Source organism: Sporosarcina sp. ZBG7A (assembly GCF_000813425.1).
In the GTDB taxonomy this organism is placed as follows: Bacteria; Bacillota; Bacilli; order Bacillales_A; family Planococcaceae; genus Sporosarcina.
In genome coordinates, this window is sequence record NZ_JWIB01000034.1 from 1 (window position 1) to 22,365 (window position 22,365).

The 22,365-nt window shown below is 41.6% G+C and carries 23 protein-coding genes, 1 pseudogene and 2 riboswitches; of the genes and pseudogenes, 10 read left to right on the top strand and 14 right to left on the bottom strand.

All coding sequences use genetic code 11. The features are described from left to right. Together RL70_RS18050 and RL70_RS12345 are read left to right on the top strand one after the other, a co-directional pair. Positions 1-343: pseudogene (locus RL70_RS18050) on the top strand (hypothetical protein); the annotation flags it as partial. A gap of 110 nt (positions 344-453) precedes the next feature. Next, complete coding sequence (locus RL70_RS12345) at positions 454-669, top strand: hypothetical protein (protein ID WP_039043707.1); 216 nt, start codon at positions 454-456, stop codon at positions 667-669. 96 nt (positions 670-765) lie between these two features. On the opposite strand, the gene RL70_RS17915 is transcribed toward RL70_RS12345, so the two are convergent. Together RL70_RS17915 and RL70_RS12350 are read right to left on the bottom strand one after the other, a co-directional pair. Continuing rightward, a complete protein-coding gene (locus RL70_RS17915) occupies positions 766-972 on the bottom strand; it encodes a hypothetical protein (RefSeq protein WP_156137977.1) in 207 nt (68 codons plus the stop codon). A gap of 109 nt (positions 973-1,081) precedes the next feature. Beyond that, on the bottom strand, positions 1,082-1,537 hold the full coding sequence (locus RL70_RS12350) for a DUF1801 domain-containing protein (RefSeq protein ID WP_039043708.1): 456 nt from the start codon (positions 1,535-1,537) through the stop codon (positions 1,082-1,084). A 160-nt stretch (positions 1,538-1,697) separates the two neighbouring features. On the opposite strand from RL70_RS12350, the gene RL70_RS12355 reads away from it, so the two are divergent. After that, entirely contained in the window at positions 1,698-2,324 is a 627-nt protein-coding gene (locus tag RL70_RS12355; RefSeq protein ID WP_039043709.1) for a YIP1 family protein, read from the top strand. A gap of 258 nt (positions 2,325-2,582) precedes the next feature. On the opposite strand, the gene RL70_RS12360 is transcribed toward RL70_RS12355, so the two are convergent. From RL70_RS12360 to metE, 6 genes are all read right to left on the bottom strand, one after another. Beyond that, entirely contained in the window at positions 2,583-3,041 is a 459-nt protein-coding gene (locus RL70_RS12360; protein ID WP_039043710.1) for a DIP1984 family protein, read from the bottom strand. A gap of 80 nt (positions 3,042-3,121) precedes the next feature. Continuing rightward, a complete protein-coding gene (locus tag RL70_RS12365; RefSeq protein WP_039043711.1) occupies positions 3,122-3,571 on the bottom strand; it encodes a hypothetical protein in 450 nt (149 codons plus the stop codon). A gap of 224 nt (positions 3,572-3,795) precedes the next feature. Then, positions 3,796-4,452, bottom strand: a complete 657-nt coding sequence (locus RL70_RS12370) for a TIGR04104 family putative zinc finger protein (protein ID WP_039043712.1) — start codon at positions 4,450-4,452, stop codon at positions 3,796-3,798. Further along, positions 4,439-4,948, bottom strand: a complete 510-nt coding sequence (locus RL70_RS12375) for a sigma-70 family RNA polymerase sigma factor (protein WP_039043713.1) — start codon at positions 4,946-4,948, stop codon at positions 4,439-4,441. Before RL70_RS12375 ends, RL70_RS12370 begins: the two co-directional genes overlap by 14 nt. Positions 4,949-5,059: 111 nt before the next feature. After that, on the bottom strand, positions 5,060-5,305 hold the full coding sequence (locus tag RL70_RS12380) for a hypothetical protein (RefSeq protein WP_039043714.1): 246 nt from the start codon (positions 5,303-5,305) through the stop codon (positions 5,060-5,062). A 317-nt stretch (positions 5,306-5,622) separates the two neighbouring features. Further along, on the bottom strand, positions 5,623-7,911 hold the full coding sequence (metE, locus tag RL70_RS12385) for a 5-methyltetrahydropteroyltriglutamate--homocysteine S-methyltransferase (protein WP_039043802.1): 2,289 nt from the start codon (positions 7,909-7,911) through the stop codon (positions 5,623-5,625). A 143-nt stretch (positions 7,912-8,054) separates the two neighbouring features. Beyond that, positions 8,055-8,197: riboswitch (cobalamin riboswitch) on the bottom strand. A gap of 175 nt (positions 8,198-8,372) precedes the next feature. On the opposite strand from metE, the gene ric reads away from it, so the two are divergent. Continuing rightward, positions 8,373-9,071 carry an iron-sulfur cluster repair di-iron protein gene (ric, locus tag RL70_RS12390; RefSeq protein ID WP_039043715.1) on the top strand — a complete coding sequence of 233 codons (699 nt, stop codon included), beginning with the start codon at positions 8,373-8,375 and terminating at the stop codon, positions 9,069-9,071. Between the two features lie 56 nt (positions 9,072-9,127). Here the strand turns inward: ric and RL70_RS12395 are convergent, their stop codons facing one another. After that, positions 9,128-9,721: a bifunctional 2-polyprenyl-6-hydroxyphenol methylase/3-demethylubiquinol 3-O-methyltransferase UbiG gene (locus tag RL70_RS12395; RefSeq protein ID WP_039043716.1), complete on the bottom strand. Its 594-nt coding sequence runs from the start codon at positions 9,719-9,721 to the stop codon at positions 9,128-9,130. Further along, a complete protein-coding gene (locus RL70_RS12400) occupies positions 9,714-10,331 on the bottom strand; it encodes a class I SAM-dependent methyltransferase (protein WP_039043717.1) in 618 nt (205 codons plus the stop codon). Before RL70_RS12400 ends, RL70_RS12395 begins: the two co-directional genes overlap by 8 nt. A 176-nt stretch (positions 10,332-10,507) precedes the next feature. Between RL70_RS12400 and RL70_RS12405 the strand changes: the two genes are divergently transcribed. Further along, complete coding sequence (locus tag RL70_RS12405) at positions 10,508-11,137, top strand: hypothetical protein (protein WP_039043718.1); 630 nt, start codon at positions 10,508-10,510, stop codon at positions 11,135-11,137. 321 nt (positions 11,138-11,458) lie between these two features. On the opposite strand, the gene RL70_RS12410 is transcribed toward RL70_RS12405, so the two are convergent. Together RL70_RS12410 and RL70_RS12415 are read right to left on the bottom strand one after the other, a co-directional pair. Then, positions 11,459-12,745 (bottom strand): DUF4179 domain-containing protein, encoded by a 1,287-nt coding sequence (locus RL70_RS12410; RefSeq protein ID WP_039043719.1) that lies wholly within the window; start codon positions 12,743-12,745, stop codon positions 11,459-11,461. Then, on the bottom strand, positions 12,738-13,283 hold the full coding sequence (locus RL70_RS12415) for a sigma-70 family RNA polymerase sigma factor (RefSeq protein ID WP_039043720.1): 546 nt from the start codon (positions 13,281-13,283) through the stop codon (positions 12,738-12,740). The genes RL70_RS12410 and RL70_RS12415 overlap by 8 nt, the downstream gene beginning before the upstream one ends. Before the next feature lie 178 nt (positions 13,284-13,461). Beyond that, positions 13,462-13,561: riboswitch (purine riboswitch) on the top strand. 53 nt (positions 13,562-13,614) lie between these two features. Between RL70_RS12415 and RL70_RS12420 the strand changes: the two genes are divergently transcribed. Continuing rightward, complete coding sequence (locus RL70_RS12420) at positions 13,615-14,811, top strand: MFS transporter (RefSeq protein ID WP_039043721.1); 1,197 nt, start codon at positions 13,615-13,617, stop codon at positions 14,809-14,811. Between the two features lie 65 nt (positions 14,812-14,876). On the opposite strand, the gene nadX is transcribed toward RL70_RS12420, so the two are convergent. Next, on the bottom strand, positions 14,877-15,659 hold the full coding sequence (gene nadX / locus RL70_RS12425; protein WP_039043722.1) for an aspartate dehydrogenase: 783 nt from the start codon (positions 15,657-15,659) through the stop codon (positions 14,877-14,879). A 152-nt stretch (positions 15,660-15,811) separates the two neighbouring features. Here nadX and RL70_RS12430 point away from each other — a divergent pair, with 152 nt between their 5' ends. The 4 genes from RL70_RS12430 (at position 15,812) to RL70_RS12445 (ending at position 20,449) form a co-directional block, all read left to right on the top strand. Further along, entirely contained in the window at positions 15,812-16,459 is a 648-nt protein-coding gene (locus tag RL70_RS12430) for a GntR family transcriptional regulator (RefSeq protein WP_039043723.1), read from the top strand. A 162-nt stretch (positions 16,460-16,621) separates the two neighbouring features. Further along, positions 16,622-17,740, top strand: coding sequence for a M20 family metallopeptidase (locus tag RL70_RS12435; protein WP_039043724.1), 1,119 nt, complete (start codon positions 16,622-16,624; stop codon positions 17,738-17,740). Between the two features lie 33 nt (positions 17,741-17,773). Next, positions 17,774-19,186, top strand: a complete 1,413-nt coding sequence (locus tag RL70_RS12440; protein WP_039043725.1) for a YfcC family protein — start codon at positions 17,774-17,776, stop codon at positions 19,184-19,186. A 39-nt stretch (positions 19,187-19,225) separates the two neighbouring features. Continuing rightward, positions 19,226-20,449: a M20 family metallopeptidase gene (locus RL70_RS12445; RefSeq protein ID WP_039043726.1), complete on the top strand. Its 1,224-nt coding sequence runs from the start codon at positions 19,226-19,228 to the stop codon at positions 20,447-20,449. A gap of 103 nt (positions 20,450-20,552) precedes the next feature. Here the strand turns inward: RL70_RS12445 and RL70_RS12450 are convergent, their stop codons facing one another. Continuing rightward, positions 20,553-22,292 (bottom strand): CocE/NonD family hydrolase, encoded by a 1,740-nt coding sequence (locus RL70_RS12450; protein ID WP_039043727.1) that lies wholly within the window; start codon positions 22,290-22,292, stop codon positions 20,553-20,555. Between the last annotated feature and the right edge of the window lie 73 nt (positions 22,293-22,365).

Sequence of the window (22,365 nt, forward strand, 5' to 3'; positions counted from 1 at the left end):
TGGTATGCAGGGACAAATCGTTGGTATGCAAGGACAAATCGATGGTATGCAAGGGCAATTCGATGGTATGCAGGGACAAATCGGTGGTATGCAAGGACAATTCGATGGTATGCAAGGGCAATTCGATGGTATGCAGGGACAAATCGGTGGTATGCAAGGGCAATTAAATCGTATTGAAAGTCGGCAAGATGCAATATACGAACAGACTGGACAGTTAACGGTATTCCGTCAAGAGACACTAGCTAAATTTGATGAAGTCGTCAAAAAAGAGGACATGCATTATTTTGAAGCCAAAGTGCTGGAACATGACCGTGAATTATTTAACTTAAAGAAGCGGGCATAGCTGACTCCCCTATTACAGCTTGGATAAGCCCGCCACACCACTCCTTTATTTCTCAACGATGTATGAATTCCCTTTTTCCCAGGCATCTTACCTATAGGAGGTGAGCCTGCATGGGAAACAAAAACAACCCAAAAACGATGAACGAACGGACGCACAACCCGTTTGATACGTATCAAAACAAAGACCTAGATGCGAGTAGCAGTAACAGCAACAATCCACTAGATAACGCAGATACGGAATTTGCTCCTGAATTTGATGCGAAAGTGAAGAACAAGAATAATAAGACCAATCACGACAAGAATCAGCAATCGAATAAAAAGAAGTAAATTTAAAAGCCGCATATCTCTTCAAAGAGAAATGCGGCTTTTGCGTTCACTTCACTTCGACTCTCACATTTCCTCCGATGTATGTGGGATACGCATTCAGTTCGAGACGAATCGGATTGGTATAGGTAGTGTTTCGAGTGCATCGTGATCACTTTTCAAAAACGCGAGTGCTGTTCTCAGCAAATCCTCTTTATGCTTTTGCAACAATGCTAAAAATGTGGCTTCATCACCAGCAATCGCTTTTCGACTAATTTCCAAATCATCCACGTCACTACCACCTCGTTCCTGCTCTTTGTTATTCATTAGACTCTGCTGCATGGAAATAGTTCATGGTGAAAATTAATTTTTCAAAACCCTCTTAACGCACATAAAAAAAACACTGAACCCCACGGACAGTTCAGTGCCTTTCCCATTATTTCTTCCATGCCGTTTCATAGTGCGCAATGTAATCATCAACTGTAATTTTTCTACATAACTCTGCTATCAATTCATAAGGGATAGTTTCCATCTTTTTAAATCGAATACAGCTTTTCCCCATATCTAATTTCGTTTTCACATACTTCGGATATTCTGCGACAAACCAATCATGGACTGGAGGGAAGGCATAAATCCCCATATGATAAACGCCGATGAAATTTTTCTGAGAGCCGATGCTTAGAAATGGAAGGGGTTCTGTCGGATTACAGTGATAGCCATCCGGATAAATACTATGTGGGATTACATAACCGATCATGCCATAAGAAAGAGTTTCTTCAAATCCTGCTGGCAAATTTTCTTTAATGATGTGACGGAGCTTTTCAATGGCTTGCTGTCTGTCTTCAGGAAGCTGCTGAACGTACTCTTCAATTGTACCCGCTTCAATTCTCATAGCGATCCTCATTTCTTTTTCTAATTGTTTATAGCTACTGTACCATATCTTCATTAAGTTTTTCAGCCTTGCATTTTAGTTGAAATTAATAAAATGTGAATCTTTCTACACCCCTCTGTAGTACAGTAGAGAGTAGAGTTTTACAGAGAGGAGTTTTCCATTGAAACCGTTTTTATCCATTTGGGCTCGTCCTACAGAAACAATCCAGTACGTACTCGATCATAAGACATTATCGTATAGCTATCTCATCCTAGTTATGGCTGCACTTGCGATTGCACCGCTCACCATCACGCAAATGCTTTTCATTAAAGAGATTCCTCTTTTAGTAATCCTGCCTATCGCGTTTTTCGGTTTGTTTATCCTCACTACTGCTGGTTGGTTTTTAAATAGTGCTCTCTATACGTGGATTGGCAAGTGGCTAGGAGGCACAGGGTCTTATAAAAAAATGCTAGCGGTTGTTCCCTTAGGTTCACTAACAGCGATTTACATTCTACCTTTCTCCTGGGCCATGATGTTTGCTTTAATCATACTCAGATACGTAGATTCAGATGCAGCTGCTACCGTGTTTGTAATCCTTTTCGCATTGTCACCGATTCTATTTTTAGGATTAATGGGACTATCTGTATATGGGACAGTGATCATGTCAAAAGCAATTGGGATTGTCCACAACTTTTCTGCATGGAAAGGATTCGGAACGATTGGAATCCTTATGGGCATCGCTTTCGCACTGAGTTTCGTCGGATGGATCAGCTTGTTTTTCATCATCTTTATGTTAGCCTCCATATAACGAAAGATAAGCATCTGTTATTCGTTCAACAGATGCTTACATTATGTATTCAGTCCCCGAGCCCACCCTCGCAAGCGCTGTAAATTAGTGCATGGTAGTTACATTGACAATCTATTTGTACAGGTGTCACAGTACTGGGCATTATTTGTAGACGGTTATCACCCGCAAAGCAGACCCCACTGCTTATCGTTAATCCAACTATCCCTGTTGGCGGGTTTGCACTCACCTTTACACCATCTTGCTACCGACTGTTATGCGTTATTCTAGTAAATCAATATTCCAGTTCATCCCTTGAATCTTTGTATCCATTTCCCGATATGCTTTTGATAATTGATCCACTTGTTTTTGAATCGACTTCACATCTACTGTGCTGACGATTCGGATTTCTGATTGGCTATATCGACCAACTTGTTGGGATGCTTCATCCACTACTTTCGTCAGTAGCGATCGCTGATCGAACAACTGATCACGCTCCGTTAACGCATCCGCGAGTGTTCGTCCCTCGTCAAACTTCATCTCACAGTTCGTTCGGTTAATTTTTTTGATTAATGATGTAAGCTCTTGACGGATATTAGCAAGTTCCGAAAGCATCTCATTTGGATCTTCCGAAGGCTCATCACCTTCTTGGATTTTCAAGTTCATATGAATTCGTTTTTTCAATTGTTCTATGCGTTTTTGGTAATCTGCCCTCGCTATTAAAGCTTCTGCTAATTTCATAAGATGATCCTCCTCTAGCCAGCCTGTATATTATTGTTATTCTGCGTTCATTGGACTATCCCTCTTTTTAGAACAACACTTTAGCTAACTCTTATCTTTGAGTCGTTTCGACTAACAAATCTGACGATCATTCCTGCCACAATCAGGCTGAACACCAAATGACTCAATGTCCAGTAGAACCATGCCAGGCCATCATCCGCGGCGGGTGGCTGATCGGTAAGCAGCGTCAAGAAATATAAAATACCGCTCCCTACCGTATAGACCGCAACATATGGCCACATTTTATATTGCCATCTGAACAACATCAATATGTAAAATAATCCGATGACACTAACAATACAAAAAACGAAATGAAAGACAATACCAAACCAGGAACTGTCCTGCCAAATATGGATGATTGGAAAGTAATCCACATTATACAGCAGGAAATACGCTTCATTTCCTGTTAGTGTATAGACCAACTGCATCAGTGCAGCTAAAACTGCGCCACTTGTTATTCCAATTCCAATCAGTTGCAAGAACTGCTTCATCTGCTTTCCTCCTATCCCTTTCTTGTTCATCCTCTATTCCCTTTTCACTGGTATGAGTAAACAGTGACCGCCGCTCTTTTTCATACCTCATCCTGCTTTTTCCTAAAAAGTACAAACTCGAAATCCCTCGAGTCTTAAATATTGTTTTTTTAAGGTTTGTCCCCTTTTTTGCGAATAAAAAAACGTATCCATCCAATGGGGATGAATACGGATTTGTTAGTTGTTCACCACAGCGGTTCATTCATAGGATCATCCAACTGCAACTCTACGTAGTATGGTACCAAGCGAATGATAAATATCGCTAAACATACTAGGTAGATAAACGTTCCATAAATACCATGTTCAAATACGTTGGCCGTAATAATCATCAGTGGTATAAGAAGTTGGAATGAGCTCGTTTTCTTCATAGACTTCCGTGTTTGATAATTTTCCATGCCACAGTTCGGGCACTTAGTTTTTTCATTTCTAAATGCTTTTTTCAGCGCTAACTTATGAGTCCATTTGGTTCCGCAATTTGCGCAAGTTGGCAACGCTCTTCCCTGTTTTCGAATGCTCCGTTTAAACAAGCCATAGATTATTAAAAATAGAACCCCCAGCAATACGGTTTTCACCGAATCGTATGAAAGCAAATCCAGAATAGTTAGTGTCCCTCCGCCCTCTGATTGCGTGACTCTTGTAGGATTCACCATACTTCTGGAGATAAATACCAAAGTCAATGATAACAACACAAATGCGGAGAACACCATCCGATATGTCCATATTGGACCAAGTGTTTTAGGCTCCCGACTTTTTTTGACAGTATGAATTAGCTCTTGTTTTCGTTTGTCATCGAAGGTGATTTTTTGCAACTCCGCATTCAACTGATCTTTAATCGAATCCATGAGAAAATCCCTCCTGTTCTTCTAAACGTTCTTTCAATTGGACGCGGGCACGTTGAAGTCGAGTCCGTACTGTGGCTTCAGGGCAACTTAAAATATTTGCAATGTCTACTGTTGAGGATTCTTTGTAATAGTACAAAACCAACACCTCACGATAGATCAGTTTCATGGATAACAGTGCGGTTAACACAGACTCTGTAGTCTCCTGTTCAATCATGTATCCTTCTGGTGTGCCCTTCGCTTTCGTCCCAATAATCTTTTCTTTCAATAGAATACGTTTATGTGTCCAACTTCTTAAATAATCATGACTTCTGTTCACAGTCATCTTAATCAAGTAGGTTTTCAAAGAACTCTCTTCCCTAAATTGGTCTGACCGTTGGTAGTACCGAATGAGTACATCTTGTACTATATCTTCTGCGGTACTTTGATTTTTGACATAGACATAAGCGACTCGAAGTAAATAATCGCCGTAGTCGTCCATCACTTTTTCGATATCCACTTCTGCCACCACCTGCCTTTTGTCTATAGACGTACGCCACTTCATATCCGATTCATTTTCTGCAAAATAAAAAAACTGCAGCACCCCCACAGGATGCTACAGACTATATTATTAAGAACAAGAAGCAACTGCCATATTGTTATCCCGTTCCTGAATTAGAATATTCTTTTGTGCATCCAGTTTAAACTCGATGCCTCTATCGTCCAGACAATTTATTAAATAGTCTCTGGACGTTTCACTCATGTTTTCATGGTTTCCATAGATGATAATTTCGCTTGACTCATCTGCACGCGCCCCTAAAGACATCAGTGTCACTAGAGTGACCAAAGGAATAATAAATAACTCCTTCTTTTTCATATCGTTCTTCTCCTTTCACTAGTTTTCACTGACTCTTCTAGTATTATATTGCAGAGCACATTCTACTAATTTAAGTATACGGACAAACTAGATTTATAGCTATCTAAATTTGAGCATTTTTTACATATTTCGTGTTTATAAAATATTTATGGGACACGCTCTCGCAGGGTATTATTATTAGCTTGATACCACTTGAATGGTCATGATTTCAATCGACTGATACATTACGCACATTCCTGATCCACGAGAACAATTACTTATAGCCAAAAGAAAAGCGCGAATGGGTCCCATTCACGCTTTTCTTAAAGAGATTTATATTATTTTTGCAGGACTTCTAAGCTCTCTCGCATTTTGTTCGTGGCTGCCACCATATTTTTTAGTGCTGCAACCGTTTCTTCTTGCTTTCTTGTTTTCAATCCACAATCGGGATTGATCCAGAATTGAGTAGGTTCCAGAACGCTAAGTCCTTGTTCGATGACATCGACCATTTCCTGCACTTCTGGTACTCGCGGACTGTGGATATCATAGACGCCAAGACCAATCCCTTTGTCATAGGAGAAGTCATTGAAAGCGGACACTAGATCTCCGTGAGACCGTGACGTTTCAATAGAGATCACGTCTGCATCCAATCCGCTGATGGAATCGATGAAGTCGTTAAACTCGCAATAACACATATGTGTATGGATTTGAGTCGTATCCTCTACTGAACCGGTTGCGACTCTAAACGCAGTGATTGCCCAATCTAAGTAGTCATTCCATGCAGATTTCTTCAGTGGCAGCCCTTCACGTAGTGCGGGTTCGTCTACTTGAATGATTGGAATTCCAGCTGTTTCTAATGCTTCGATTTCTTCACGTAATGCGAGAGCAATCTGATATGTGACGTCTTTACGAGAAATGTCATCCCGGACAAATGACCAATTCAGGATCGTCACTGGACCTGTCAGCATCCCTTTCATCGGCTTATCTGTCAGTGATGCAGCATAGACAGACGCTTCCACTGTTATCGGATTCAGGAATGTTACATCACCATAGATAATTGGTGGTTTAACACAACGTGATCCATAAGAAACAACCCATGCTTTTTCAGTGAATACAAAACCGCCTAGTTTCTCTCCGAAGTATTCCACCATATCCGTCCGCTCGAATTCCCCGTGGACAAATACGTCCAAACCGATTTCTTCTTGAATTTCAATCCACTTCGCGATTTCACTGTGCACGAACTTTTCGTATTGTTCGTCCGTCGATTCGCCCTTACGCCATTTGTTGCGCGTACTGCGAACTTCCGGAGTTTGTGGAAAACTACCAATTGTTGTTGTGGGTAACAGCGGTAATCCTAACGCTTGTTGTTGTTTCTCGCGTCGTTCGGGTGCTGCTGATTTGCGCTTACTGTCTTGCACGCTAATGTTATCCACTGCTAGACGCAGTTCAGGATGATTACGTGCTGGCAATGCTGCAAGCTTTTCACGGGCAGTTGCACTTTCAGCAATTGGCCCTGAAATAGATTGCTTTCCTTCACGTACTCCTTTTACAAGCGTCGTTACTTCCTCGAGTTTTTCATCCGCGAACGCTAGCGCATCTTTGATCGCCGAGTCTAATTTCACTTCCGATTTCAACGTAACCGGTACATGGAGCAGACTGCTAGAAGGCTGAATCCATACGCGGTCTTCCGAAACAGACTCAAGAAGTTCATCCACAAGTTCAGTTTTCGCTTGCAAGTCAGCACGCCAAATATTGCGACCATCGATTACGCCTGCAGCGAGGACCTTATCTTCAGGGAAACTATGCGCTTTCAATTGCGCTAGGTTCTTCTCTTTTCCTGCTACAAAATCTAAGCCAATTCCTGCCACTGGCAACGCAACAACGTCTTCATAATGTTCGACAGCGTCAAAGTAAGTTTGTACAAGAACATTCAATTCTGGTACTTCAATGTTTAGTTGTTTATAGATTTCCGTCACTGCTTGCATTTCATCTTTTGTAATTGATGTAGATAAAATCGGTTCTTCCAGCTGCACCCACTTCGCTCCCGCTTCAGATAACTCACGGAGAACTTGCGTGTATAGTGATATCAACTGAAGTAAGAACGCTGGGACGTCCTTTTCCGCGTATCCCTTTGAAAGCTTCATGAACGTATACGGTCCAATCAAGACAGGTTTTCCGTCTATCCCTAACTTTTCTTTCGCTTCCAAGTACGCCGTCATTGGCTTATTCTCTGTCAATTTCAGTTTTCGGGTGCCATATTCCGGAACGATGTAATGATAGTTGGCGTTAAACCATTTCGTCATTTCTGACGCAACTGCATCGTCATTTCCTCGTGCCATTGAGAAATACGTGGATAGCCGAACGTCCTCGCCATCCCATTCGTAACGCTCAGGAATCATCCCGAACATGACTGCTGTATCGAGCATTCTGTCATACAATGTAAACTCCCCAACTGGGATGAGAGCAATTCCTGCATCTTTTTGCTTTTGTAAACGTTCCAACCGAATCTTCTCTACTGTTTCAAGGAATTCTGGCTCTTCAATCTTTCCTCCCCAAAACGCTTCAAGTGCTCGTTTCCATTCGCGATTTTCTCCGATATACGGATACCCGATCGAACTGCTGATAATTGACAAATGATTTCCTCTCCTCTTCTCATATGATAAGCCGTGTTTTTTTGTACAAAAAAACACTTCTAACGAGGGTCAGAAATGTGGACGCAACATAATAGGTTGCGCGTGCGCATTCTAACACTCCCTATCGACCGTAGGGGATAGCGTCATAGAAACTAGGCAGTTATCTGGCTTCAGCGAAAAGCTGTCACAGTGGCGGGACCGCGCCGGATTGTATTCACCGGCTTCACTTTTAAGATCTAGTCTAACTTTCTACTAAATCACCTATTTCTCTTGCTTTACTATTCGGTTGTCGATTGAACAAACCTATCATAGTTAAATTTTTCTGTCAAATAGAGTATTCCGTTAATTAAGAAGATATTAAAGATGTAGGCATTTCCCCAATATGAAACCGGTTAAAGTTTTAGTAAGATTAGATATGAGAACGATTATCAATTAATCCAATAGGAGGAATTCCATTGTCACAAATAACGCTTGACCAACACGTCTCTGATATTGTCACGGCTATTCCCCAAAGTGCAGATTTGTTCCGTAACTTACGCATCGATTATTGCTGTGGAGGTAAAATTTCATTGCAAGAAGCAGCTGTTCAACGAGAACTAAATCCTGCTGACGTCTTAACACGTGTTCAAGAAATCGAAGAGAAACGAGAATTACGAGAACAGCTGGAGCCTTCCTCCTTTGGAGAGAAAACACTCATTGCTCATATTCAAGAAAAATATCATACAGGTTTGCGCGAAGAACTTCCATTGCTTGCTCCATATGTCACAAAAGTCGCGCGAGTGCATGGAGAAAACCATCCGCATTTGTTGCTTGTTCAAGAAATTTTTAAATTGCTGCGGGCTGAACTAATCGATCATACAGACGATGAAGACCAAAACGTCTTCCCTCTCATCATTGAGTTCTTAGCAAACCCAACACCTGAACTGAAAGAGCAGCTAAAACCACATGTCGCAGAACTGGAACAAGAGCACGATAATGCAGGACGACTTCTTCACGAACTTAGGGAAATCACTAACAATTTCACACCTCCCGAGGAAGCTTGCGGCACGTATCGACTTGTATACGCACGTCTTGAACAGTTCGAAAAAGATACCTTCCAGCATGTACATTTAGAGAATAATGTTCTTTTTGACCGTGTTCGAGAAGCAATTTAATGATGAGAAGCCGGGCGCCGCGCAGTAGATAGCACGGTGCCCGGCTTCTGTATTCCTTACTTTTTCCGTCCTACAAATTGAATGACTTGAGACAACCCGCTATGACCCGCGCCTTCTTCGCGCACTACTTCTTTCTTTTCAAAGTGTAGATGCTCCCAATCCGCGAACACATCAAAGTCCGCTGAGTCATACAAATACGTTGTGTCTTTGGGGCCTCCCGTGCCATAACCGATTTGCTCTTTGGCATAGACTTCAGTTACAAACAGACCACCTGGTTTAACGGCTTCACGTATCCCTTTCAGTGTCTGCAACCGTAACTCCGGATTAAAATGACCAAATACACAAATGATTGCATCGTACTCATCAGTTGGCCAGTCCGCTTCCTGCAAATCTTGAATCTTTGTTTTCAGCTGAACATCCTTTTCTTTTGCAAGTGCCTGAGCTTTGTCTAATCCGGATTGGGCAAAATCCCAAATCGTTACGTCACAGCCCTGCTCCGCTAGATAGACTGCATTCCTTCCTTCACCTTCAGCAACCGCGAGAACATCAGGCCCGATTGTAAATCGCTCCGTTGCTTCTTGGACGAATGCATTGGCTTCTTTCCCAAATACATAATCTGTCTGATTAAAACGCTCTTGCCATTTATTCATCATGACTCTTCCTTTCTATCGTCCCGTTTTTTCCTTCAATATACAAAAATAACTTCGCATAATATTCTTCAACCTTAGCGACTTCAATCCCCGACTTTTTGATTAAATCCAGAGTATCTCGATTTAGCTGGCACCCATCGCAAATCTTTTCCCATAACGGATTCAAGAGATCTTGTGTTTTACTGAGCAAGACTGGCTCCATCCGGACATGTTCGAAAAATAAAAGCCGTGCTCCCGGTTTACTCACACGTCTAATTTCCGCGAGTGCTTTCATCGGCTCTGGAATTGTACAAAACACAAGCGTGGCAACGACAGTGTCGAACGTATCATCTGCAAATGGCAATGACTCTGCACAGGATTCATGTACCTGAATTGGGACTTGTGCGCTTCGCAGCCGTTCTTCCGCCCGCTTACTCATTGAGGGGTTGGGTTCAATCGCATCCACTCGAAGAGCATTTTTGTAGTATGGGAAGTTGATCCCTGTTCCTGACCCTATTTCTAATACCCGTCCTTCTGCTTTCTTAACGAGGTCGATTCTAATTTTTTTAAAAGAGATCTCTTCCAGCGGTTTCATAGCTGCATCATATACTTTTGGAAACCAGGTTCCCATTGACTGAGCCTCCTTCTCTTATTGAATCCCTTTCACAGGTATCTTAATCCGATTCTACACTCTTATGGTAGACAGTACTCTTTTCCATGCTCATTCTCATCATTTCTTCAGCTCTAACTTGGCAACGTCAAATTGGAAATGATAGACTATTAAATAGAGCGATTGGAGGAGAAGACATGTATACAAGTCAAACGATGTCCATTCACCGGGCATTAGCTGAACTCAAAACATTGAACGATCGAATAGCTAAATCGATCCAGGAGGCAGACTTCATCGCAACGGATCGAAAATCTGCACATAAAATCAATGGTCTTTCCATTGAAGATTATGAGAAAACAATTCAAGCAGGTTTTGACAAATCCATGTCTCTTATTGAACGACGCAATCAGATTAAAGTAGCTGTAGTCCAATCCAATGCCGTGACACAAGTAACGGTAGCTGAGGAAACGATGACTGTCGCGAAAGCAATTGAGCGCAAAACATCTATACAGCATGAAGAAAGTTTACTTGCTGCGATGGTATCTGCACGCAGGAAAGCAATTAACCGTCTAACTATGGAAAATGACACGTTGACGCAGCGTTTGGAATCTTACTTGACCGAGATCCTAGGCAAGAAAGAAAACGCAAAAAAGGAAGAAGTTGAACTGCATACGAAATCCTTCATGGAGCGTAACGAGTTTGTTCTTTTTGACCCCTTGAATCTCAACAAACGCATTGACGAATTGGAAGAAAGCATCTCAAATTTTAAAACGGAAGTAGATGCAGTCCTTTCTGAATCGAATGCCGTGACACAAATTTCAATTTAAGCTTCTTGGATTGCATGGGTAATTGAAAACGACATCCACAAGACCCTTCTTTTCCGCGTTTTCTTTGGGACAATAAGTAAAACCGGCCAATCTACTTTAATTACTTTAAACGTATAGTAGTGAAAGAGAACTAAAAGCTTAACGCTCAGCGCTCAAAGCTTTAAAACTTACACGTTAAAGTTCTTACCGTTTAAATCTTAACCGTTAACAGTTAAGGCTCTTTCAAATCTTGGGGATTCAGTTACGGGATTCTTGTGTTGGCCCTTCGTTATCTGCCAAGCTGATTATGCCGTGCAATCCAGAAAAAACCGTTGAGGGAATTTAATTTCCCTCAACGGTTTTCTTATTGCCTATAAGTTGAATGTGTTTACCATAACTCTTAGCATAGTGCATGCCTTCAATCGAAAGTGTATCCGGCAGTTCATCGGTATTAAAGAGCAAGACTCGCTCATTGTACGTTTCTCCATTTTTACCATCTAGCAGATCCGCCCGTAGTGTGGTGTGAAGAGGTGTGGATTTCCCTTTTGACTGGATGGAGACACCTTCTAATAGGACATCTTGTTCAGTCGCAATCGATACTTGAATACCTTCCTTTGTTTTTTCGATTTTACGAATGATCAGTTCCTTACCATGGATCTCTTCAGATTGTTCATCGTCTCCGGACAATTCAATCGCTTCGTTTAGTGATTGATAACCTACAAATTTGTCTACAACTAACTCTAATGTGTCGATTTCCGTTGGTAACTGGTCATAGTAAATTTCAATATCTGACCCAAAAATTGCTGATTTGGAGCTAGATCCGGTCAATTCAACCGGTTTTCCATTCGCAAGCAATTGAACTCCTCCTCCCCCTAACTGAATACGGTCAAAATTATCCACATTCACTTTTGCTTTTATCTTGGTGCGGCTAGGTGTCGCTGTGATTGAGTCAAACCGGATCGTCCCTTGGTCAACATGGACTTTTTTACGAATTGACTGCTTCAGTTCAGTTTGCATTGCTAGCTTAGGATTATAAGGGAAAGTAATTTCTTCCTGCTCAGTTCCTTCGTTGTATCTATACTCTAACGTTAGTTCTTTAGCAAACGGACTCACTGCTTCGAATGCTTGAATACCCTTAATTTCTGTTCCATCCTCATTCTCAGAAGATGTACCATAAGTCGCAAACGCTTTTGTCCATGAACCGTGAATCATGTCAAAATAAGATTCTTCCACGACCCCTTTTGGATTTTTCACTGTGTAATAGAGAATAGATTGGTTTTCATCTGTCAGTAACCCATCCAAGTACAGTTCAGTTCCATCAGAGAGAATTACCTTTTTCTCAATCGACTGCCCACTGCCTTCTTCATTCAATTGAGCTAGCGTTTCCGTCATTAATTCATCATAGCCAAGCAATTTCTTACCATAGTAAGCAAATGCATTGTAGTTATAGCTTACAAAGGAAAGGAACATTATGGCTGCGGCGACAGCTATCCATTTGGGAGCTTTGTTTTTACGTCGCGGAGGCGTTTGTTCTAATGCTAGCCGTAAGCGTTCGTTTAATTCTTCAGGAGCTTTATTATTCTTTAAACGCTCATTTTCTTTTTCTAAATACTTTTCCAACTCATTCATTCCATTCACCTCCGAATTGCTCACGCATTTTCTTTAGTCCTTGAAAAATACGGGATTTCACGGTTCCGATTGACACGTTCGTCATGTCGGCAATTGTTTGAAGGTCCAAATCATGTAAATACTTTAACTCAATCGCTTCTTGCTGGTTCGCATTTAGCGTACTCAACATGTCATTCAAGTCCATCCGGTGTTCGGTCTGTGTAAAAGAGTTAGTCGCATCAGCAGTTATGATAGGTTTTTCTAAACTTTCATCCGCGTTCTCCATAGGAACGACCTTGTTTTTCTGCTGCAATAGCTTTTTACATCGATTCACAAGAATCGTTTTGCTCCAACTATAAAATGCGTCTTCTTTTTTCAGTTGAGGAATCGAATGATACAGGCCCACAATCATATCTTCCATAGCATCCATCGCGTCATGAGAATTGCCCATATACGTTAATGCCAATCGATAGTAAGCATCTTGCTGCTCGCTAATTAGTTGCAGCAGTGCTTCTTTATTTCCTTTTTTCGCTTTCTTGACCAACTTGACAATCCTCATTCGCTCACCTCTCCCTTATAAGAGTTTCCAGACAGGTAAAAAGTTCATTTTATATTTATGTATTTGCACTTTAGATTGAAATTACTTTGCTCACATGCTAATCGCTAACTTTTTAGGTTGTCAGACGTCTTACCCTTGCCACCGTCCAATTTTCATGATAAATTTATGAGAAGGAAAAATTTCATACTAAAAATCAATCTGTATAACCTCGATAATATGGTTCGAGGGTCTCTACCAGGATCCGTTAAGTCCTGACTACAAAAGAATTTTTGTAGTCGGGACTTTTTTTTATATTCAAATTCGATAAAGAATAATAGCAGGAGGAGATTAGTTGGACATTCGTGTATTTTTATTAGCCATTTCGGCAATTACAGTAGGCTTAGTCGAATTGGTTGTAGGCGGTATTTTGCCAGTAGTCGCTGAAGACTTGCAAGTTTCGATCGCAACGGCTGGGCAACTCATTACAATATTTGCATTGGTCTTTGCAATCGCTGGACCTGTGATGCTGTCACTAACAGCTAAAATAGAACGAAAGAAGTTATATTTACTAGCATTATCGGTATTTTTCTTAGGAAACGTATTCACATATTTCAGCACAACCTTTGCTATGATGATGGCCGCTAGGATTCTGACCGCAGCAAGTGCAGCGTTAGTCATCGTCCTCTCCTTAACCATTACCGCCCGCATTTCAAAACCAAATGTGCGTGCGAAAGCATTAGGCTATATCTATATGGGAATTAGTTCTTCACTTGTACTCGGTGTACCTATTGGAATCGTCATTACGAATGCATTCGGCTGGCGCACAGTTTTCCTTGGAATCGCAATCCTAACAATCGGAAGCATTCTATTGATCAGTAAGTTTTTCGATGAAATCCCTACTGGTGACGTACAGCCACTACGTGAACAACTAAAAGCATTAGCGAACAAAAAAATCGTCTTCGCCCATTTAGCAACGATGTTTATGCTCGCAGGACATTATTCAGTATACGCCTATTTCACACCGTTTCTTGAAACGACGATGAACCTTAGCTCTTCATCAATTAGTGTGTTTTACTTCTTATTCGGACTCGCAGCCGTTGCAGGTGGCGCTTTCGGTGGAGGACTTGCTTCACGCATTGGCTCTCAAAAGAGTATTTTAATCATATTAGGAACATTTTCACTTAGTTTGTTCGTGCTTCCCTACTCCACGTTTTCTATGCCAGTTTTCATCATCGTTATGATGATTTGGGGAGCACTCAGCTGGGCTCTCGCACCAGCACAGCAAGATTACATCATTCAAACAGACCCAGTGTCATCGGATATCCACCAGAGCTTTAACAATTCCGCGCTTCAAGTCGGGATTGCTCTCGGTTCAGGTGTTGGGGGTATTGCATTCAGTCACACAGGAAGCGTGACCAGCATGCCTGCTGTCGGTGGTTTCATCGTCATTATTGCATTTGTTTGTGCAGCAATTTCACTATCGATGGCTGTCCAGAAGAAAAAACCGCACAGCAAAACGACTTCACAGGTCTCTGAAAGAACACATTAAGCCATAGAAAAGTAACTGTCCTCAAGAAAATGGACAGTTACTTTTTTAATATTCATTAAGACTACTCAGTTTCCAATTCTTATTGACTGATCCTTGTTTTTCAATACGTCCAAAATGCTCAGAGCAGCAAGGTGGCTTGTCTTTGGATTATTTGGCATAGGATTGTTTTCGATTTGCAACTTCATATTCCCAAAATCACCATCTGCCTCTATTATATGGGTATTCCGCTTGACTGCAGGATCTACTACGACTTGTACTCTCGTTTTCTCAATACCAATTCCTGCGAGGGCTAGCACCAAAGCCACGTTCATGTTCCTAGGAAACTTTAGACTCGCTTCCTTTGCAGAGCCTTCGAAAAGCAACTCTTCTTTATGATCCTCTTGTAGACCAAGTGAAGCAGGAGATTTCCTAGTAGTGATTTGCACATGTTTTAATCCGTTAATTGCATTCGCAGATTTCAGCAAATCCAACCCACCTATCGCACCCGAAGGAAGTGCCACATGCACCCCTTTCGATTCCGCGAGTTCTTTCAGTTCATCGAGCAACTGGATGTCGTTAAACACGCCAATACTACTCACAATCATATTTTTCTTGCTCGCCACAACGGTTTTCATATAGGTGTTCGCAGCTTCTATCGTCGCGGCTTCCACTACCATAGTAATAGGTGTATCTAGAAAGTCTTGAAACTCTGTATGAAAATCGATTCCATAGCGCAACGCAAGGTCCTCTCCTACTTCTCGATTGCGACCGAATAGCGCTATGACCTCACCGTTCAACCATTTTTCGTCATTGATTTTCCCCAATAGATAAGTCGCGATATTGCCTGTCCCTATGATTCCTATTTTCATGCAATTCCTCCTGTTCGTCTAGTTCTTCCTGTAAAATTAGATACTCTCATCATACCTACTTACACCAGTAATCCCAATACTTTTCATTTCTAAATTGAATTTCTTAAAATAATCTATATAATAGAGGTCAAAAAGATATTGAGGTTTTTAATATGAAAAACTATTTGTCCTTAACAGATCATGTCTATAACTATATCGTCGAGCAAATCAATAACGGAACGCTCACAGCTAGTAAAAAAGTGAATGAGAACGCTATTTGTGATGCGTTGAAAGTAAGTCGAACGCCCGTACGCGAAGCATTGATTCAACTATCGTCAGAAGGATTATTAGAAAATATTCCTCGAAAAGGATTCATCATCAAGAGCTTGACTACCGAGGAAGCAAAAGAAACATATTTGATCATAGGAGCATTAGATGGGCTAGCTGCTTCCTTGGCAACACATTTGCTGACCGACAAGCACCTGAAAGAAATGGAGTTCTATATTGAAAGCATTGATTTGGCTATCAATACAGGAAATTTCTCCATGTATCACAAAATGCAGGAATCGTTTCATAATGTCTATTTATCTGTTTGTCCGAATAAGAGTCTTGTCACCTTGTTACTACAGTTAGAAAAGAAGTTTTTAAAGACGTTTGATTGGATGGAAGACCCGATATGGACAGCCAACAAGTTAAGAGAAACAAATCATGAACATCGCAAAATGCTTGAATTATTCCGAGAAGGCAAAACGGCTGAACTAGAAACTTACTTGAAGGAAGTTCATTGGAATGCTGAAAAAGCCGAGCTTATTCCCCTATAACTAAAAATCTATCTGTTCAGAAATTCTGCATCTCTATGCGGAATTTTTTTATTGTAAAAAATTAAATATAATGTACAATATACAATATAATTAATTGACTAACAGTTCAGACTCATAAATTGACTGTTAGGAAGTTGAAAACCGCTAGGAGGTAAAAACAGCATGAATAGTCATAATTTTGAATTAGCAAAGCAACTGCGTCATGATTTGCACCAACATCCTGAGCTCTCAAACGAAGAAGTATGGACCAAACAATACTTAATGGACTTTTTGAAAACGCATACAACTCACTTTGAGATTGTAGATAAAGGGACTTGGTTCTACGCAATCTATCGAGCAGGAGTGGATAAACCGTCCATTGCCTTCCGAGCCGATTTCGATGCCCTTCCAATGGACGAAGTCATTGACCTCCCCTGGGCATCTCAATATCCTGGAAAATCTCATAAGTGCGGACATGATGGGCATTCAGCAACACTAGCAGCTTTTGCGTTGGAGGTTGATCAAAACGGGGCGGACCAAAATATTTTCTGCCTCTTCCAACCTGCTGAGGAAACTGGAGCCGGGGCGATTCAATGTGTAGAATTCATCGACGAACACCAGATTGATGAAATTTACGCCTATCACAATATGAGTGGTCTTCCATTCAAAACAGTTGCTGTTAAAGATGGCACGATGTTGTGTGCATCTAAGGGGATGACTATTCAATTAACGGGTTCTCCCGCTCACGCAAGTCAACCTGAAAATGGTAAGAACCCCTCTCTAGCAATCGCAGATATCGTACAAGAGATTCCGAAATTCATTTCACCAGAACTTAATGAGGGACTAGTTCTATGCACGGTTGTCCAAATCGATTTAGGCGAGAAAGCATTTGGAATGTCCGCCTCAAAAGGAACGATTCGCTTAACCATTCGCGCCCTTCATGAAAAAGAGATGGACCGACTCCAAGAAAACCTAGAAAACTTTGCAACAGCACAAGCAAAAGAATATGGTTTGCAAGTTGCATTCGAGTACCAAGATGAGTTCCCTGAAACAGCGAACGCTAAAGAGTGTTCCGATGAAATCCGTCGTAGCGCAAAAGATAATGAGTTGGAAATCATCGAATTAGAAGATGCATTCCGTGGTTCTGAAGACTTCGGTCACTTTACAAAGTTGACAAAAGGAGCCTATTGCTTCGTTGGAAATGGTGAAAATTATCCGAACGTCCATACGAGCGAGTATGATTTTAGAGATGAATTGATCGAAACTGGGGTTACACTTTTTAAAGGAATCGCAAGAATCTAAAGTTGATCGATATGGGGAATTGGGGGAAATTTCATGTCAAAGAAGGATAAGCGCAAAGGGTTTAACTTTCCACACGTATACATCATGTTTTTACTCGTTATGCTGCTAGTAGTGGTTTTGTCATGGATTGTGCCTAGTGGACAATATGAACGCGTGGTCGACCCTGAAACGGGAATTGAGCAACTGAACACAGATGTTTTCAATTATGTGGACCAAGAAAATGCAATTGGATTTATGGACTTCTTTTCGGCTCTCCACAATGGGGTTGTGCAATCTGCAGACATCATTGTCATGTTGCTTTTTGCCAGTGGTGCGCTCTATCTTCTTGAAAAGTCTGGTGCGATTGCAGCTGGGATCCACAAACTCCTGCGAGTTGCTGCTGGAAAAGAAAAACTAATTATCTTTGTTTTACTCACCGTATTCGCGATCATGGGAACAATCGGTTTTGGTGAAGGTGGAATACCTTTCATTCCACTTGCAATGGCTGTTGTCATGGGAATGGGATATGACCGAATCACGGCATTTGCGACATCCACAATGGGACTAGCGATTGGATTCACTGCAGGTGCGGTGAACTTCTATACGACAGGTGTCAGTCAATCGATTGTGGGCTTACCTATCTATTCTGGTCTTACGTTCCGGATTATCTCTCTTGTAATCTTCATTGCTATCACCATAGTGTACATTCTTCGATATGCGAACAAAACGAAGGCAGACCCAACGAAAAGTATTGTCGCAGACGAATATTTAGCACACTTGGAAGATGCAAAAACAGCTACTTATGAAGAAGAACCATTTACATGGCCTCGAAAAATTGCGTTACTTGGATTAGTTGCTGTGTTAGTTGGTAGTGCATATGGTGCGATTCAACTCGGTTGGGGAATGCCTCAATTGTCTGCGGTCTATGCAATCTATGCCGTATTCTTAGTCATCATCTTGCGGTTGTCACCGAGTGAAGCAGCAGCTGATTTTGGGATTGGCGCTTCAAGACTTTTGCCAACAGCTCTGGCTATCGGGTTTGCTCGTTCTGTTATGATTTTGATGACGCAAGCTGAAATTATAGATTCAGCCGTACACGCATTGGCTGGCCTTTTAAATAACACTGGATCCGTTGTAACGTTATTCGTATTGTTTTTAGTTGTGATATTCTTCAACTTCTTTGTTGTTTCTGGAAGTGGTAAGGCATTAATTTTGATGCCAATCATGGGGCCTTTAGGAAAGATACTTGGAATTAACCAACAAGTAATGGTTGTTGTCTATCAATTCGGCGATGGGTTCACGAATTACTTATGGCCAACTTCCGGTGGATTAATGGCCGCACTTGGGATGTCAAATGTAAATTATGCGGATTGGGTGAAGTTCTCGTGGAAGTTATTCATGATTCTCCATTTCGTAGCGTTCATTTTAATCGTTATTGCTCAGTATATCGGACTTGGGCCAAGCTAACATTGGAATCATTAGTACGTAAACAAAGGAGATGTTTTCATGACTAGTACTGTAGAAAATTCGATGACGTTAGAAGAACAGATAATCCAAGATCGTCGGTATTTGCATCAAAATCCGGAACTTGGATTTGACTTACCTAATACGCAGCACTTCATACAACGACGGTTGGACGAAATTGGAATTGACCACAAGCCATGTGGAAAAGTTCCCGATGAAGTCCGGAAAAAGTATGCACGTGCTGGTTTTGCTGAGCAAGAGAATTGTACAGGAGTGATTGCAACGATTGGTTCAGGATCGCCTTGTATTCTACTACGTGCAGATATGGATGCCCTACCTATTGAAGAAGAGGTCGAATCGGAGTTTAAGTCAACAAAACCAGGCCTTATGCATGCTTGTGGACACGATTCCCACGTTGCGATGCTACTTGGTGCTGCTCAGATTTTGAAAGACCAGGAAGCTGAACTTCAAGGGACTGTGAAATTATTTTTCCAGCCTGGTGAAGAATGGGGATACGGTTCGAAGCTAATGATTGACGACGGCGCTCTTGAAAATCCGAAAGTGGATGCAGCATTCGGGATTCACATCATGCCTGACCAGGAAGCTGGCACCCTATCTGTTACGAAGGGTACAATCACTCAAGCAATGGATTCGTATATTGTGGATATTAAAGGATACGGCGGTCATAGTTCTCAGCCACATAAGACGATTGACGCGAATATGATCTTGAACCAGCTGTATACAAGCCTGAATCTACTCATGACTCGCGAATCGGATCCGAAACAGAATGTGACGTTTTCCGTTGGTTCTATGAGTGGTGGTACTGTAACCAATGTCATTCCTGAAAGAGCTATATTAAGTGGAAACATGCGTAGTTTCGACCAAGCCACACGTGATCATTTGTGCGAAAGGATCCCAGAGATGATTGAACATGTCGTGAAAGCATGGCGCGGAGAATATACCATCACAGAATTCCATACACCTACGACGTATAATGATCCTGACTTTGTCGATCAAATCAGTGGTTCACTTGAAACCGTAATGGGATCTGAAAACATGGTGGACTTAGGAGCCATCAATGGTTCTGAAGACTTTTCATATATTTCTCAAAGTGTTCCTTCTGCATTTGTCATTTTGGGGACAGGTAAAGAAGGAGAAGCACCCGTTCACAATCCACGAATGGTCCAAGATGAAAGCATCTTCAAGTATGGAGCAGAACTGCATGCAAAAGTTGCAATGGATTGGCTGAAAGGTCAACATAAGTGATTCCTATCTAATTGTAAAAAAGCAACCGCCACTGGATTCCAGAGGCGGTTGCTTTTTGTATATTTTTTTGATGAAATCTCCTTTATATTTAGGGGCAGAATTCTTACTTCGGAATGACTGGCAAGACGATATGCGTTGGATACTGTGCACCATGGTGTATAACTTGATTTGCTTTTACCATTTCAACCGTATCTTTTGTTGTGTTTCCAGTATTAGGATTGACCTCATATCGAGGGAAGTTACTCGATGCTATTTCAAGTCGGATAGCGTGTCCTGGTAAAAACACATTACTAGTCGCCCATAGATCAATTTCGTATCCTACTACTTCGCCTGCTAGTGGGACTGATTCGATCCCCTTCTGTCTGTACTTCGCCCGAACAATTCCATCTGCTAGGTTATATGCCGTACCGTCCGGCAAAACGTCTACTAATTTCGCTGTAAAATCTGTATCCACTGCATCTGAAGACGCCCATAACTTCATTGTGATCCAACCTGTCACTTCTACTGGTTCTGATAATGGTGTGGTTGTGTAAACAGCCACATCACTTCGAGTCTCAATCTCTCTCTGATCTCGCGGACCTGAATTTCTTCCTTTGTAGAATAACGTACCCCCACCGCGGCTTGGTACAGGATTTTCAGGATCATGTACATACTGATCTTCACTTGCTTGTGCAGGTTTTGTCCATGTTAAACGCCCCGCAGAATTATCCGTATTTGCTAGACCATCACTTTCTGTATAAAGTGGGGTATACTCTGTTCTCTTCAATGGCCATTCTTTTTCAGAACGCCACTCATTCGTCCCCATAACAAATAACTTAACAGGATCTTCGGATTCGTGAATACTAGTATGCTCTTCCTTCAACCAATAATTGAACCAATCAATGTGAAGAGACGTAATATCATCTTTTCCCTCGATTGCATGGCCGGATGCATACGATCCAAATGCACGTTCTCCAATATCCGAATCCACGTAGCCATGAGACCACGGACCGACGATTAACTTTTGGTTATGATGAGGGTTTTGCATGTCTTCAAAATTCTTCAATGTCGGTGCTAAGTGGCTATCATACCAACCTGCTAAATGGTACGCAGGAATCTGCACGCCATTACTTGTTCCCAATCGTTTTTTCGTCTCTTTTTGCAATTCTTTTTGAAAATCACTCAAGAAATACTTTTCAAAGAACGGTACAAGTTCAGGATGCTTTTGGATTGGAGGCCAATTATTAAACGGTACCGCTTTGTGGGACTCCTCGATATGATCCAAGTCGTATGCGATTTCTTTCATTGCCGCTTCGTAATTTTCTGTCCCCACTCGCTTCAAATAATCATAACTGATTGAGTCCAGCATCCATGTCTGAGCAGAAGCTAATTCAACGACTCCATTCCGGGAAAACATATCTCTTTCTGCTACATTCCCCGTCATCGCAGGAAACAGTACTTTAAGGGAAGGTGGACGTTCCAAGGCTGCATACAGTTGAGTGAATCCATAATACGAGAGACCGAACATGCCAACTTTCCCATTGGAATACGGTAATTTCGCAGCCCATTCCACCGTGTCGTACCCATCCTCAAACTCTTGTATGAACGGCGCAAACTCTCCTTCTGATGCAAAACGACCTCTAACGTCTTGAATGATGACGACGTATCCTGATAGTGCAATTCGGATAGGATCGATATACCGATGCGAAAAATCAGGCAAATTTTTATTGTACGGCAATCGCGTCAGAACGACTGGATAGATGCCATCACCTGAAGGTCGGTAAATATTTGCATATAACGTCACCCCATCTCGCATTTTACTAGGGACTTCCCTGTCTATTATCACCTGTTGGGTAGTTACCATGTCAAAACATCCTTTCTTTTGCAGATGAAAATCAGTCCTGCACGAACGCGATAGCTCGCTCTTCACACAGGAC